Source organism: Actinoplanes sp. GCM10030250, assembly GCF_042666575.1.
GTDB lineage: Bacteria > Actinomycetota > Actinomycetes > Mycobacteriales > Micromonosporaceae > Actinoplanes.
In genome coordinates, this window is sequence record NZ_JBHTDO010000070.1 from 1 (window position 1) to 15,340 (window position 15,340).

At 75.9% G+C, this 15,340-nt stretch carries 3 protein-coding genes and 1 pseudogene; all 4 read left to right on the forward strand.

What is annotated here, in order from left to right:
• Positions 1-2,595: type I polyketide synthase (locus tag ACFQV6_RS43565; RefSeq protein ID WP_378033619.1), on the forward strand; the 2,595-nt coding region annotated here is incomplete at its 5' end.
• A 67-nt stretch (positions 2,596-2,662) separates the two neighbouring features.
• The gene (locus tag ACFQV6_RS43570) at positions 2,663-8,956 is read left to right on the forward strand and encodes a type I polyketide synthase (protein WP_378033621.1); all 6,294 of its coding nucleotides are present in this window, start codon (positions 2,663-2,665) and stop codon (positions 8,954-8,956) included.
• Positions 8,957-9,000: 44 nt separating this feature from the next.
• Positions 9,001-14,301: pseudogene (locus tag ACFQV6_RS43575) on the forward strand (SDR family NAD(P)-dependent oxidoreductase); the annotation flags it as partial.
• Positions 14,302-14,335: 34 nt separating this feature from the next.
• The coding region (locus ACFQV6_RS43580) for a beta-ketoacyl synthase N-terminal-like domain-containing protein (protein WP_378033620.1) at positions 14,336-15,340 on the forward strand (1,005 nt) is incomplete at its 3' end.

Genomic DNA, 15,340 nt, shown 5'->3' on the forward strand with positions numbered 1-15,340 from the left:
ACCGCCGGTGTGCCGATCGACTGGCAGCGGATCCAGCCCGCCGCCGTGCCGGCTGACCTGCCCACCTACCCCTTCGAGCGCCAGCGGTACTGGCTGCGGGCCGCACCGGCCGCCGACGCCGGCGCGATCGGGCAGACGCCCGTCGACCACCCGCTGCTGCGGTCCGCGGTCCGCGTGGCCGGCACCGGCGACCTGGTCCTCACCGGCCGCCTCGCCGCCGCACACCACCCGTGGCTCGCCGAGCACGTTGTCCACGGCACACCCCTGGTGCCCGGCTCCACGATGCTCGAACTCGCCGCCTTCGCCGCCACGGCGGCCGGCTGCGACACGATCGCCGAGCTGACCCTGCAGGCACCGCTGGTCCTGCCGGCCGACGGCGACGCCGCCCTCCAGGTGACCGTCGGTGCGGCCGGCGACGACGGCCTGCGCCCGCTGCGCATCCACTCGCAGCAGCCCGGGGACGACAGCTGGACGCCGCACGCCGAGGGCACCCTGTCCACCGAACCGTTCGCCCAGCGCCCGGTGCCGCCTGACGGTGACGCCGAGGAACTGCCGGTGGCCGAGCTGTACACGTGGTTCGCCGCCCACGGTTTCGAGTACGGCGAGGCGTACCGGGTGGTCCGGGCGGCCCGGCGGCGCGGCGGTGAGATGTGGGCGGACCTGGAGCCGGGCGCCGGTGGTGCAGGGTACGGAATCTTCCCGCCGCTGCTCGACGGCGCCCTGCACTTCGCGAAGCTGCCGGTGCACAACGGCCCGCCGGACGGTCGTGTGCCGTTCTCGTTCTCCGGCGTCCGGCTGCACGTCACCGGTGCCGCCGCGGCCCGCGCCCACGTGGTCGCCGGCGACAGCGGCCGGATGGCCGTCACCGTCGCCGACGAGCACGGCGCCCCGCTGCTCTCGATCGGCGCGCTGACGGTCCGCGAGCCGGTCGCCCTGCGCCGGCGGGCGGTGCTGCATCAGCTCACCTGGACCCGCACCACGCTGCCCGGCGGCCCGGCTCCCGAGACCGACGTGCTCACGGTCGCGGGCGGCACCCGCGAGGCCGTGCTGAGCACTCTCACGGCACTGCAGGACCGGCTCGCCGACGACACCACCGACCGCAGGCTGATGGTGGTGACCAGCGGCGCCGTGGCACTCGACGGGGAGATCCCGGACCCGGGCCTGGCCGCCGTCTGGGGCCTCGTCCGCTCCGCGCAGGCCGAACACCCGGACCGGTTCCTGCTCGCCGACATCGACGGCAGCACGGCGTCCCGGGCGGCCCTCGCCGCCGTCGCCGGCCTGGGCGAGCCGCAGGTGGCCCTGCGCGCCGGCACCCCCCACGTGCCCCGCCTGACCCGGATCACCACGAGCCCGCCACCCGCCCCGCCGCTGCCGGACGGCACCGTGCTGATCACCGGCGCGACGGGAGCGCTGGGCCGCCTGCTCGCCCGGCATCTGGTCACCGAGCACGGAGCCACCGAGTTGCTGCTGGTCAGCCGGCACGGTGCCGGCCCCGAGCAGATGGCGGAGCTGACCGCCCTCGGCGCCCGGGTCACCACCGCCGCCTGCGACGTCGCCGACCGTGCGGCGCTGGCCGCACTGCTCGCCGGTGTACCCGCCCTGAGCCTCGTGGTCCACGCCGCCGGTGTCCTCGCCGATGCCACGATCAGCAACCTGACCGCCGAGCGGGTCGACACCGTCCTGCGGGCCAAGGCGGACGCCGCGGCGTACCTCGATGAGCTGACCCGCGGCCGGAACCGGCCCGCCCTGCTGCTCTTCTCCTCGGTCGCCGGGGTCCTCGGCAGCCCGGGGCAGGCGGGCTACGCCGCCGCCAACGCCTACCTCGACGCCCTCGCCCAGCGGCGTGCCGCGCAGGGGCATCCGGCGACCGCGATGGCGTGGGGCTGGTGGGACCTGGACGCCGGGATGACCGCCGGACCGGCGGCCCGGCGCCGTGACACCGGACCGCTGGTGCCGCTCACCGAACAGGACGGCCTGGCGCTGTTCGACGCGGCGTGGCAGTCCGGATCGGCCGCCGTGGTGACGGCCCGGCTGCGGCCGGTCGCCGGACCCGGCCTGCCCCCGGTGCTGCGCGACCTGGCCCCGGCGGTGACCGGGCGCCGGGGACCGGCGGACCTGACCAGGCGGCTGGCGGCCGCTCCCGAGGCGGAGCGCGGCGCCATCGTCCGTGACCTGGTCCGCGATCACTGCGCCACGATCCTCGGCCTGCCGGACCGGCACGCGGTCAAGGCCGACCGCGGCTTCCTGGACATGGGCTTCGACTCGCTGACCGCCGTGGAACTGCGCAACCGCCTCGGCGAGGCGACCGGGCTGCGGCTGCCGGCGACGCTGCTCTTCGACAACCCCACACCGGCGGGGCTGGCCGAGGCGATCCACGCCCGGCTCGCCGCGCCCGTCGCGCCGGACACCGCCGACCTGGACCGGATCGAGGCGAACCTGGCGGACCTCGGCGACGGCGACCGCGACCGGCTGGCCCACCGCCTGCGGGCCCTGCTCGACCGGCTGACCGCGCCGGCACCCGCCACGGCGCTCACGGACGCCTCGACCGACGACGAGCTCTTCGCGTTCATCGACGACGAGCTCGGCATCTCCTGACTTCGGCACCGACCGGGAGGCAAGCTCCATGTCCAACGAGGACAAGCTGCGCGACTACCTCAAGCGCGTGACCACGGATCTGCACCAGACGCGTACGCAGATGCAGCAGCTGCGCGGTCCCGTGGCGATCGTCGCGATGTCCTGCCGCTACCCGGGCGGGGTGGACGACCCGGAGGGCCTGTGGCGCCTGCTCGACGAGGGCACCGACGCGATCGGGCCGTTCCCGGCGAACCGCGGCTGGGACGTCGAGCGGCTCTACGACCCCGACCCGGAGGCGATCGGGCGCAGCTACGTGCGTACCGGCGGGTTCCTGCACGACGCCGACCGCTTCGACGCCGCGGCCTTCGACATCAGCCCCCGCGAGGCGCTGACCGTCGACCCGCAGCAGCGGATCCTGCTGGAGCTGGCCTGGGAGGCCTTCGAGCGCTCCGGCATCGGGGTGCACGCGATGCGGGGCACCGCGACCGGGGTCTACGCCGGCGTCATGTACAACGACTACGCGGCCCGGGTGCGCACCGCGCCGCCGGAGGTCGAGGGCTACCTCGGTACGGGCAGCGCCGGCAGCGTCGCCTCGGGCCGGGTGGCGTACACGTTCGGGCTGGAGGGGCCGGCGGTCACGCTCGACACCGCGTGCTCGTCGTCGCTGGTGGCCGTGCACCTCGCCGTCGAGGCGCTGCGCCGCGGCGAGTGCTCGACGGCCCTGGCCGGCGGCGTGACCGTGATGGCGTCGCCGAACGTCTTCGTCGAGTTCAGCCGCCAGCGCGCGCTGTCGCCGGACGGGCGCTGCAAGGCGTTCTCCGCGCACGCCGACGGCACCGGCTGGGCGGAGGGCGCCGGGCTGCTCCTGCTGGAACGGCTCGAGGACGCTCAGCGCCACGGCCATCCGGTGCTCGCCGTGATCCGCGGCGCGGCGGTCAATCAGGACGGCGCCAGCAGCCGGCTGACCGCACCGAACGGCGCGGCTCAGCAGCGGGTGATCCGGCAGGCGCTGGCCGACGCGCGGCTCACCCCCGCCGACGTGGACGCGGTGGAGGCGCACGGCACCGGCACCGGGCTCGGTGACCCGATCGAGGTGCAGGCGCTCGCGGAGGCCTACGGCGAGCGGCGCACCCGGCCGCTGTGGCTCGGCTCGGTCAAGTCGAACATCGGGCACAGCCAGGCCGCCGCGGGGGTGGCCGGGGTGATCAAGATGGTGCAGGCGCTGCGGCACCTTCGCTTGCCTCAAACCCTGCACGTGGGCGAGCCGACCCCGCACGCGGACTGGACCGGCCCGGTCACGCTGCTGAGCGAGGCGCAGCCGTGGGAGCCGGTGCCCGGACGGCCGCGGGTGGCGGCGGTGTCGTCGTTCGGCATCAGCGGCACCAACGCCCACGTGCTGCTGGCGGAGGCTCCCGGCGTACCGGCCGCGGAACCACCCGCGGTGCCGGAGGGTGGCATCCGGCTGCTGGCGCTGTCGGCGCGTACCGAGGGTGCGCTGCGCGGGCAGGCCCGCCGCCTGGCCGAGCTGCTGGGCAGCGGGCCGGAACCGGACCTCGACGTCGTGGCGCAGGCCCTGGCGAACCGCCGGCCGTGGGAGCACCGCGCCGTCGTGGTGGCGGCCGACCGCCCGCAGGCCGTGGCGGCCCTCGACGCCGTCGCCGGCGGAACCCCCGCGCCGGATGTCGCCGAGGGACAGGCGCGGGTCCGGCGGGTCGCCTTCGTCTTCCCCGGCCAGGGCTCGCAGTGGTCCCGGATGGCCGTCGAGCTGCTCGGCACCTCGGAGGTGTTCGCCGCCCGGATGGCCGACTGCGCCGAGGCGCTCGCGCCGTACCTGGACGCCGATCCGCGTGACCTGCTCCGCGGCGACGACGACTGGATGGACCGGGTGGACCGGGTACAGCCGGTTCTGTTCGCCGTGATGGTGTCGCTCGCCGAGGTGTGGCGCTCGCACGGTGCCGTACCGTCCGCGGTGATCGGGCACAGCCAGGGCGAGATCGCCGCGGCCTGCGTAGCCGGCGCCCTCTCGCTCCCGGACGCGGCGAAGGTCGTGGCGCTGCGGTCCCGGGCCCTGCTGGAGATCGCCGGCCAGGGCGGCATGGCGTCGGTCGCGCTGCCCGCCGAGCGGGTGGCGGAGCTGATCGAGCGGTGGCCGGGACGCCTGGCGCTGGCCGCCGTCAACGGCCCGGCCGCCACGGTGGTCTCCGGCGACCCGGCGGCGCTGCTGGAACTGCGCGAGGCGGGGGAGCGGGACGGCTACCGGGTGCGGATCATCCCGGTCGACTACGCGTCGCACTCCGCGCACGTGGAGGGCATTCGGGACCGGCTGCTGGCCGAACTCGCGGTGACCCCGCGCGCGGGGGCGGAAGTGCTGTTCTGCTCCACCGTCACCGGGGAACCCGCCGATCCGGGCACGCTGGACGCGGCGTACTGGTACCGCAACCTGCGGGCCACGGTGGATCTGCGGGCCGCGACCCGCGCCCTGCTCGACCGCGGGTACGACGCGTTCGTCGAGGTCAGCCCGCATCCGGTGCTGGTCGCGGCGGTGCAGGACACGGTCGCGGAAGCCGGGCGGGACGCGGTCGTGCTCGGCACCCTGCGGCGCGACGAGGGCGGGCCACGACGGCTGCGCACCTCGCTGGCCCAGGCCTACGCCGCCGGGCTGGACGTCCGCTGGACCGCTCCCGGCCCGGCCGCCGTCGTCCTGCCCACCTACGCCTTCGAGCGGGAGCGCTACTGGCTCGACGCGGGCGACCGGGCCGCCCGCGACGCCGGCGCTCTCGGTGTCACCCCGATGGACCATCCGCTGCTGGCCGCGGCGGTGCCGCCGGCCGCCGGCGAGGACGTGATCGTGACCGGCCTGCTGAGCGCGGGCACACCGGGCTGGCTGGGCGACCACGTGATCGCCGGCCGCCGCATCGTCCCGGGCGCGGCCGTCGTCGAGATGATGCTCGCGGCCGGCGCCCAGGTCGACTGCGACACCGTCGAGGAACTCACCCTGCTCGCGCCGATGACCCTGCCTGAGCGGGCCGGGCTGCAGGTCCAGCTGCGGATCGGCCCGGCCGCGGCGGACGGCACCCGCCCCGCCGAGTGCTTCGCCCGCCCGGCACCCGGCCCCGGTGAGCGCGACGACAGCCTGCCCTGGCAGCAGCACGCCACCGGCCTGCTCGCCGCCACCCCGGCACCGCAGCGGACCGGTACGGCCACCTGGCCGCCCCCCGGCGCCCGCAGCGTGCCGACCGACGACCTCTACAGCGACCTCGCCGCCCTCGGCTACGACTACGGCCCCGCCTTCCGTAACCTGCGCGCCGCCTGGCGCTCCGGCGACGACTGGTACGCCGAGGTCGCCCTGCCCGAGTCCGAGCACGGCGCCGCCGCCGGCTGTCTGCTGCACCCGGCACTGCTCGACGCCGCCCTGCACGTGCTGGGCCTGCTCGGCGGGACCGGTCTGCGCCTGCCGTTCCTCTGGTCCGGTGTCCGGCTGAGCGCCGCCGGGGCGACTGCCCTGCGCCTGCACCTGGCGCCCGCCGGCCCGGACACCTTCACCCTGGACCTGGGCGCCGCCGACGGCACGCCGCTGGGCGTGGTCCGGGGCCTGACCCTGCGGACGGTCAGCGCCCGCCAGCTGCGCGCCGGTGCCCGGGATTCGCTGTTCCGGCAGGTGTGGCAGCCCCGGGAGCTTCCGGAGCCGCCGGACGGCACCGGTTCCTGGGCAGCGGCCGGTGAGGTACCCGGCCCGGTGCCGGTGTCCGAGCGCCACGACACCCTCGCCGGTGTCCCCGGCACCCCGCCTGTCGTGCTGACCGGCATCCGCACCGGTCCTGCCGGTGAGGTCGCCGTGGCCGCCCTCGCCACACTGCGGGAGTGGCTCTCGGAGGAGCGCTTCGGCGGATCGCGGCTGGTGTTCGTCACCGGCGGCGGTGACGAGCCGGCCGCCGCCGCGATCCGCGGGGTGATCCGGTCGGCGCAGGCCGAGCACCCCGACCGGTTGGTGCTCGTCGAGACCGACCCGGAATCGGCCGGCCTGGTCGCCGCGGCGGTGGCGGCCGGGGAGCCGCACGTCGTGCTGCGCGGCGGCGAGGCCTGCGTGCCGGCCCTGGAGAGGACCGGCGGCACCGGTCTGCTGGCGCCGCCCGCGGACGGCGCCTGGCGGCTGGAGTTCGCCGGGCGCCAGACGATGGATCGGCTGGAGCTGGTGCCGAACCCGGAGGCCGAGGCACCGCTGGGTGCCGGCGAGGTCCGGATAGCGGTCCGGGCGGTCGGCCTGAACTTCCGGCAGGTCCTGCTGACGCTCGGCATGGTGCCGCACGTGGCCGGGATGGCCAGCGGTGAGGGTGCGGGCGTGGTGGTCGAGACCGGCCCCGGTGTGACCCGCTGGCGCGCCGGGGACCGGGTCACCGGCCTGTTCCGCACCGGTAGCGGGCCGCTGGCGGTGGCCGGCGAGCTGACCCTGGCCCCGATCCCGGCCGGGCTGACGTTCGCCGAGGCGGCGGCCCTGCCGGTGGCGTTCCTGACCGCCTACTACGCCCTGGCCGACGTGGCCGGTGTCCGGGACGGCGAGTCGGTGCTCGTGCACGCGGCGGCCGGCGGCGTGGGCACCGCCGCGGTCGCGCTGGCCCGCCACTGGGGCCTGGAGGTCTTCGGCACGGCGAGCGAGCCGAAATGGCCCGCCGTCCGTGCCGCCGGTGTGCGGCGGGACCGGATCGCCTCGTCGCGGACCCTGGAGTTCGAGGCCGCCTTCCGCGACGCCACCGCCGGCCGGGGTGTCGACGTGGTGCTGAACTCCCTGGCCGGTGAGTTCACCGACGCCTCGCTGCGCCTGCTGGCTCCGCGGGGGCGCTTCGTGGAGATGGGCAAGACCGACCCGCGCGACCCCGAGGTGGTGCGTGCCGAGCACCGCGGCGCCCGGTACCGGGCGTTCGACCTGGCCGAACCGTCCGAGGAGCGGATCGGTGAGATCCTCGCCGAGGTGTCGCGGCTGGTGGGCTCGGGAGCGGTGCGGCCGCTGCCGGTCACGGCGTACGACATCCGCGACGCACCGGACGCGTTCCGCTGCCTGGCACAGGCCCAGCACGTCGGCAAGGTCGTGCTGACCGTGCCGGCCCCGCTCGACCCCGGCGGCACGGTCCTGGTCACCGGCGGGCTGGGCACCCTCGGCGCCGCCATGGCGCGCCGCCTGGTCACCGTCCACGGTGTGCGGCATCTGCTGCTGGCCGGCCGGCGGGGCATCGACGCGCCCGGTGCCGCGCGGCTGCGCGACGAGCTCACCGGGCTCGGCGCGGACGTCGTGGTCGCCGCCTGCGACGTGGGCGACCGCGACGACGTGGCGAAGCTGCTGGCGCAGGCGCCCACGCCGCTGACCGCGGTGATCCACGCGGCCGGTGTCCTCGACGACGCCCTGGTCGCCGACCTGACGCCGGAGCAGGTGCGGGCGGTGTTCCATCCCAAGGCTGACGCGGCCGCCCACCTCGACGAGCTCACCCGCGAGGCGGACCTGTCCGCGTTCGTGCTCTGCTCCTCGGCCGCCGGCACCCTCGGCGGACCCGGTCAGGCCAACTACGCGGCCGCGAACGCCGTCCTGGACGCGCTGGCCGCCCGGCGGCGGCGCGAGGGGCTCGCGGCGGTGTCGGTGGCGTGGGGCCTGTGGGCCGAGAGCAGCGGCATGACCGGCCATCTGAGCGCCGGTGACGTGCAGCGCCTGCGCCGCGCCGGACTGCGGCCGCTGGCCACCGAGGAGGGGCTGGCGATCTTCGACGGTGTGCTCGGCAGCGCCGAGCCGCTGCTGGTGGCCACCGGCGTCGACCTCGCGGGCGCCGATCGCACACGGCTGTCGCCGCTGTTGCGCGGCCTGCTGCGCGCCGCGCCACCGCGCGCCGCCGGACCGGGTCCCGGCGCCGGCAACGCCCTGCGCGAGCAGCTGGAGCGTACGCCCGAGGCGGACCGCCCCCGGCTGGTGCTGGAGCTGGTCCGGGCCCACGTGGCGGCGGTCCTGGGGCACGGCTCGGCCGGTCCCGCCACCGACGCGCAGACCTTCAAGACGCTCGGCTTCGACTCGCTGACCGGGGTGGAGCTGCGCAACCGGCTGACCGCCGCGACCGGGCTGAAGCTGCCCGCAACGCTGGTGTTCGACCACCCCACCGTGACGGCGCTCAGCGACGAGCTGCTCGCCCGCCTGCTGCCGCGCGCCGAACAGCGCGCGGTATCGCTGCTCGACGAGCTGGACCGCCTGGAAGGGCTCGCGCCCGCCGAGGGCGTCGGTGCCGAGGTCATCGAGCGACTGGAACGCCTGGTGCGCGCCTGGCGGTCCCCGCAGCGCGGCGACCTCGACACGGCGACGGACGACGAGCTGTTCGCCCTGCTCGACAACGAACTCGGAAGCCGGTGAAACCGCCCGCGGGCGGCGAGACGCGAGGACAGCCCATGACCACATCACCCGAGCAGCTCGTCACCGCGCTGCGCGCCTCCCTGCGGGAGAACGAGCGGCTGCGCGCCGCGCGGGACCAGCTCGCCGAGGCGGCCCGCGAACCGATCGCGATCGTCGGCATGGCCTGCCGCTACCCGGGGCAGGTCCGCTCGCCGGAGGACCTGTGGCAGCTGGTCGCGGTCGGCCTCGACGCGGTCGGCCCGTTCCCCGCCGACCGCGGCTGGGACCTGGCCGGCCTGTTCGACCCGCTCGGCACGGACCCGTCCAAGAGCTACGTCAGCGAGGGCGGCTTCCTGCACGATGCGGGCGACTTCGACGCGGACTTCTTCGGCCTGTCACCGCGCGAGGCCACCGCGATGGACCCGCAGCAGCGGCTGATGCTGGAGCTGGCCTGGGAAACCTTCGAGCACGCCGGTATCAGCGCCGCGACGATGCGGGGCACCCGGACCGGGGTGTTCGTCGGCGGCCAGTCGCTGGAGTACGGCACCCAGCAGGGCGAGGTACCGGACAGCGTCCGCGGTTACGTGATCACCGGCGTCGCACCGGCCGTGCTGTCCGGGCGCATCTCCTACCTCTTCGGTCTGGAGGGGCCGGCCGTCACGGTGGACACCGCCTGTTCCTCGTCGCTGGTGGCCCTGCACCTGGCGATCCAGGCACTGCGCGCGGGGGAGTGCACGTTCGCGCTGGCCGGCGGCGTCGCGGTGATGGCCACCCCGCTGGCGTTCGTCGAGTTCAGCCGGCAGAAGGGGATGGCCCGCGACGGGCGGTGCAAGTCGTACGCGGACGCGGCCGACGGGGCCGGCTGGGCCGAGGGCGCCGGGATGCTCGCTGTCGAACGCCTCAGCGACGCCCGCCGCAACGGGCACCGGGTCCTCGCCGTGGTCCGCGGGTCCGCGATCAACCAGGACGGCGCCTCGAACGGGCTGACCGCGCCGAGCGGACCGGCACAGCAGCGGGTGATCCGGCAGGCGTGGCAGGCGGCCGGTCTGACCGGCGCGGACATCGACGCGGTGGAGGGGCACGGCACCGGCACCACGCTCGGCGACCCGATCGAGGCGCGGGCGCTGCTCGCCACCTACGGCCGGGACCGGGACCGGCCCCTGCACCTCGGATCGGTGAAGTCCAACATCGGGCACGCCCAGGCCGCCGCCGGTGTCGGTGGCGTGATCAAGATGGTGCAGGCGCTGCGGCACGGTCTGCTGCCGGCCACCCTGCACGTCGACCGGCCGTCGTCACACGTGGACTGGGACGCCGGCAACGTCCGGCTGCTCACCGAGGCGACACCGTGGGAGCGCTCGGGTACCGCCCGCCGGGCTGCGGTGTCGTCGTTCGGCATCTCCGGCACGAACGCCCACGTCATCCTGGAGGAGGCGCCCGAGCAGCCGGTCACGGTGGTGGAGGAGTTCGCCGGGATGCCGGTGATCTGGCCGCTGTCGGCGAAGAGCGACACGGCGCTCCGGGAGCATGCGGTGCGGCTTTCGGCGTACGCGAAAAGGCCTGACGCCGCACCGGACGCCTCGATCGGTGCCGCCCTCGCCTCGCGTGCCGTGCTGGACCGCCGGGCGGTGACCTGGGGTGACGACCGTGAGCGGCTGCTGGCCGGCCTCGCCCGGCTGGCCGGCGGCGACGGCATCGTGTCGCCCGCCGCCGGGCTCGCCCTGGTCTTCTCCGGCCAGGGCTCGCAGCGCCTCGGCATGGGCAAGGTGCTCGCCGACCGCTTCCCGGTCTTCGACGCCGCCCTGCGTGCCGTCGCGACCGAACTCGATCTGCCGGTGCTGGACGTCGTCTTCGGTGCCGACGAGCAGACCCTCGACCGGACCCGCTACGCCCAGGTCGGTCTCTTCGCCGTCCAGGTGGCGATGGCCCGGCTGCTGGAGGACGCCGGGGTGCGCCCGGACGCGCTCGTCGGCCACTCGATCGGTGAGATCGCCGCGGCGCACCTCGCCGGCATCCTGTCGCTGCGCGACGCCGCCGTGCTGGTCTCCACCCGTGGCCGGCTGATGCAGGCCCTGCCGCCGGGCGGCGCCATGGTGGCCGTACAGGCGCCGGAGGCGGACGTGCTTGGCCTGCTGACGCCGGGGGTCTCGGTGGCGGCGGTCAACGGCCCGGCGTCCGTGGTGCTCTCCGGCGTCGAGGAGGAGGTGCTGGCGGTGGCCGCCGCGGCCGGGGTGAAGACCCGCCGGCTGCGGGTCAGCCACGCCTTCCACTCCCCGCTGATGGAGCCGATGCTGGCCGAGTTCGGCGCGGTGCTGCGGACGCTCACGTTCCACGAGCCGCTGATCCCGGTCTTCTCCACGGTGGCCGCCGGTGCCGATCTGACCGATCCTGATTACTGGGTGGAGCAGGTACGGCGGCCGGTGCGGTTCGCCGGCGCGGTCACCGCGACCGGAGCCGCGACGCTGCTGGAGATCGGGCCGGACGCGGTGCTCACACCGGCCATGGCGCAGTTCCTGCCCGACGACGCGCTGGCGGTGCCGCTGCAGCGGCGGGACCGGCCCGAACTGGTCGCGCTCACCGAAGCGATGGCGGCCGTCTGGTGCCGGGGCGCCGCGGTGGACTGGAGCCGGATGCAGCCGGCCGCGCCCGCGGCGGAGCTGCCCACCTATCCGTTCCAGCGGCGCCGGTTCTGGCTGCGGGTCACGCCGCCCGCCGCGGACCTGGGCGCCGCCGGGCTGGAGCCGGTCGGTCATCCGCTGCTCTCCGCCGGTGTCCCGCTCGCCACCGGCGACGGTGTGGTCTTCGCGGCCACGCTGAGCCTGGCCGCCCACCCGTGGCTGGCCGACCACAGCGTGAACGGCACGGCCGTGGTGGCCGGGACGGTCCTGCTGGAGCTGGTCCGCGCCGCCGGTGAGCACCTCGGTGCCGGGCGGGTCGAGGAGCTGACCCTGGAGGTGCCGCTGGCGCTGCCGGACACCGCAGCCGTGCGTGTGCAGTGCGTGGTGCGTCCCGACCACACCGTCGACGTCTTCGCGCAGGCAGCACCGGAGCAGGACTGGGTCCGGCACGCCACCGGGCGGCTGTCGGAGCCGCTCGCGGCCGGCGACCTTGCGGACCTGACGCAGTGGCCGCCGGTCGGTGCGGTCCCGGTCGACCTGGACGAGCTGTACGACCGGCTGGCCGGCAGCGGCTTCGCCTACGGGCCGGCCTTCGACGGGCTGCGGGCCGCCTGGCGCACGCCCGGCGAGCTCTACGTCGAGGCGCATCTGCCGGACGAGCTGCACGCGGGCGCGGACGGGTACGGCGTGCACCCGGCGCTGCTGGACGCGGTGCTGCGGCCCGCCGGGCTCGGCGCGCTCGCCGGCCGGCACGGTGTGCCCTTCGTGTGGTCCGGCGCCCAGCTGCCCGGTCCCGGCCCGGCGGGCCTGCGGGCCTGCTTCACCGCCGCCGGCGACGGGGTCCGCACCCGGCTCGCCGACCCGGCGGGCCGGCCGATCGGCGAGATCGCGACGGTGACGATGCGGGCTCCGGTGCTGGACGGCATCACCCGGTCCGTGCCGACCGACCTCTACGACCTCGGCTGGGCGCCGGACGACATCCCGGCCGGCACCGGCACCGGCGGCTGGGCGGTGCTCGGCATGGAGCTGCCGCCGATGTCCGCACCGGTCCACGCCGACCTCGTGGCGCTCGTGGACGCGGTACGCGCGGGCGGCGACGTCCCGGACCGGATCCTCGCGCTCGCACCGGCGCACGGCGACACCGGTGACCGGCTGGCGGCGGCCCTCACGCTGGTGCAGAGCTTCCTGGCCGCCGGTGCGCTGGAACGTGCGACCCTCGTGCTCGCCGTCGCGGGCACCGGTGTCGCGGAGGCGGCCGTGCGGGCCCTGGTGCGCTCGGCCCAGCAGGAGCACCCCGGGCGGCTGGCGCTCGTGGAGGTGGAGCGGGCCACGGCCGAGCAGCTCGCCGCCGGTCTGAGTAGCGGGGCGGAGCACGTGGCCGTCCGCGACGGCAAAATCGTCCAGCCCCGGCTGCGGCGGCTCACACCGCACAGCGGGGAGCGGGGTGAACCGTTCGGCGGCGACGGCACGACGCTGATCACCGGGGGCACCGGCGCGCTCGGCGCTCTGCTGGCGCGGCATCTGATCGGTGCGTACGGCGTGCGCAAGCTGGTCCTGACCAGCCGGCGCGGCCTCGCTGCCGCCGGCGCCGAACGGCTGCGCGCCGAACTCACCGGCCTGGGTGCCGAGGTCACCGTCGCGGCCTGCGACGTCGGCGATCGGGACGCCGTCGCGCGCCTGCTCGACGGCCTCGGCGACCTCACCGCGGTCATCCACGCGGCCGGCACCGTCGACGACGGGCCGATCGAGCGGATGACCCCCGAGCGGCTGCGCGGCGTCTTGCGCGGCAAGCTCGACGGCGCCCGCCACCTCGACGAGCTGACCCGCGACCGGCCGCTCTCCGCCTTCGTGCTGTTCTCCTCGTTCGCCGGTGTGCTCGGCGCGCCGGGACAGGCGAACTACAGCGCGGCGAACGCTGGTCTCGACGCGCTCGCTGAGCAGCGGCACACCGCCGGGCTCCCGGCCTGCTCGCTCGCGTGGGGCTGGTGGGACGAGACCGGTGGTGGCATGGCCGCCGAGCTGGACGACGCGACGCTGCGCCGCTTCCGCCGCGCCGGGATGCTGCCGCTCACCCCGGCCGAGGGACTGGCGCTGTTCGACGCCGCCGTCACCCGGCCCGAGCCGGTGCTGCTGCCGATCCGCCTGGACATGGCCCGGCTGCGGGAGGCGGCCCGCGGCGGCCTCCTCCCGCCGATCCTGCGCGGCCTGGTGCCGGTCGCGGTCCGGGGCGGCGACGACCCGGCCTCGACGCTGCGGGCCCGGATCGCCGGGCTCAGCCCGCAGGAGGCGTCCGGCGTGGTGCTCGAGATGGTCCGCGAGCACGCCGCCGCCGTACTCGGCCACGATTCGGCCGCCGCCCTGGACCCGGTCCGCGGCTTCCTCGACCTCGGCTTCGACTCGCTGACCGCGATGGAGCTGCGCAACCGGCTGAGCGCGGCGAGCGGGCTGAAGCTGCCCGCCACCCTGGTCTTCGACCACCCGACACCCGCCGGGCTCGCCGGTCACCTGTCACAGGAGCTGCTGCCGAGCGCTGCCGACGCCGTCCGGGCGGTGCATACCAGCCTCGACGCGCTGCAGGAACAGCTCGCCGGCGTGGACCCCGGCGACGACGACCGGGCGCACATCGTGGCGCGGCTCCGTGCCCTCTACACCGGGTGGACGGCGGCCGGTACGGCCGACGACCGCGACGTCCGCGACGCCGGCGCGGAGGAGCTCTTCCAGTTGCTCGACGACGAGCTGGGCGCGGCGTGACCGCCTGCCCGCCCGCCTGACCAGGAGGTCTGCCATGCCCGACGATGCCCGGCTGCTCGACTACCTCAAACGCGCCACCATCGACCTGCGGGACACCCGCCGCCGCCTCGACCAGCTGGAACAGGCCGCCCGCGAGCCGATCGCGGTGATCGGCATGGCCTGCCGGTACCCCGGCGGCGTCACCGGGCCGGACGAGTTCTGGGAGCTGCTGGCCGAGGGGCGTGACGCGGTGTCCGGGTTCCCCGTGGACCGCGGATGGGACGTCAACGGGCTCTACGACCCGGATCCCGACGCGCCCCGCAAGTCCACCGCGAAGGAGGGCGGCTTCCTGCACAGCGGCGCCGAGTTCGACGCCGCGTTCTTCGGCATCTCACCGCGGGAGGCGCTGACCATCGACCCGCAGCAGCGCCTGCTGCTGGAGACGACGTGGGAGGCGCTGGAGAGCGCGTCGATCGTGCCGGCGACACTGCGCGGCAGCCGTACCGGCGTCTTCGTCGGCATCATGTACAACGACTACGGCGTACGGCTGATGCAGGCACCACCGGACGGGTTCGAGGGCTTCATCGCCAACGGGAGCGCGCCCAGCATGGCGTCGGGGCGGGTCTCCTACACGTACGGGTTCGAGGGCCCCGCCGTCACCCTCGACACCGCCTGCTCCTCGTCGCTGGTCGCCCTGCACCTGGCCGTGCAGGCGCTGCGCACCGGCGAGTGCTCGCTGGCCCTGGCCGGCGGTTCGACGCTGATGGCGAGCCCCGCGCCATTCCTCGAGTTCTCCCGCCAGCGCGCACTCTCGCCGGACGGGCGGTGCCGGTCGTTCGCGGAGAGCGCCGACGGTACGGGCTGGGGTGAGGGCGCCGGCATGCTGCTGGTGGAACGGCTGTCGGACGCCGAGCGCAACGGGCACCGGATCCTGGCGCTGGTCCGCGGCACCGCGATCAACCAGGACGGCGCCTCCAGCGGCCTGACCGCGCCGAACGGGCCGTCGCAGGAGCGGGTGATCCGGCAGGCGCTGGCGGCCGCCGGGCTGTCCACCACCGAC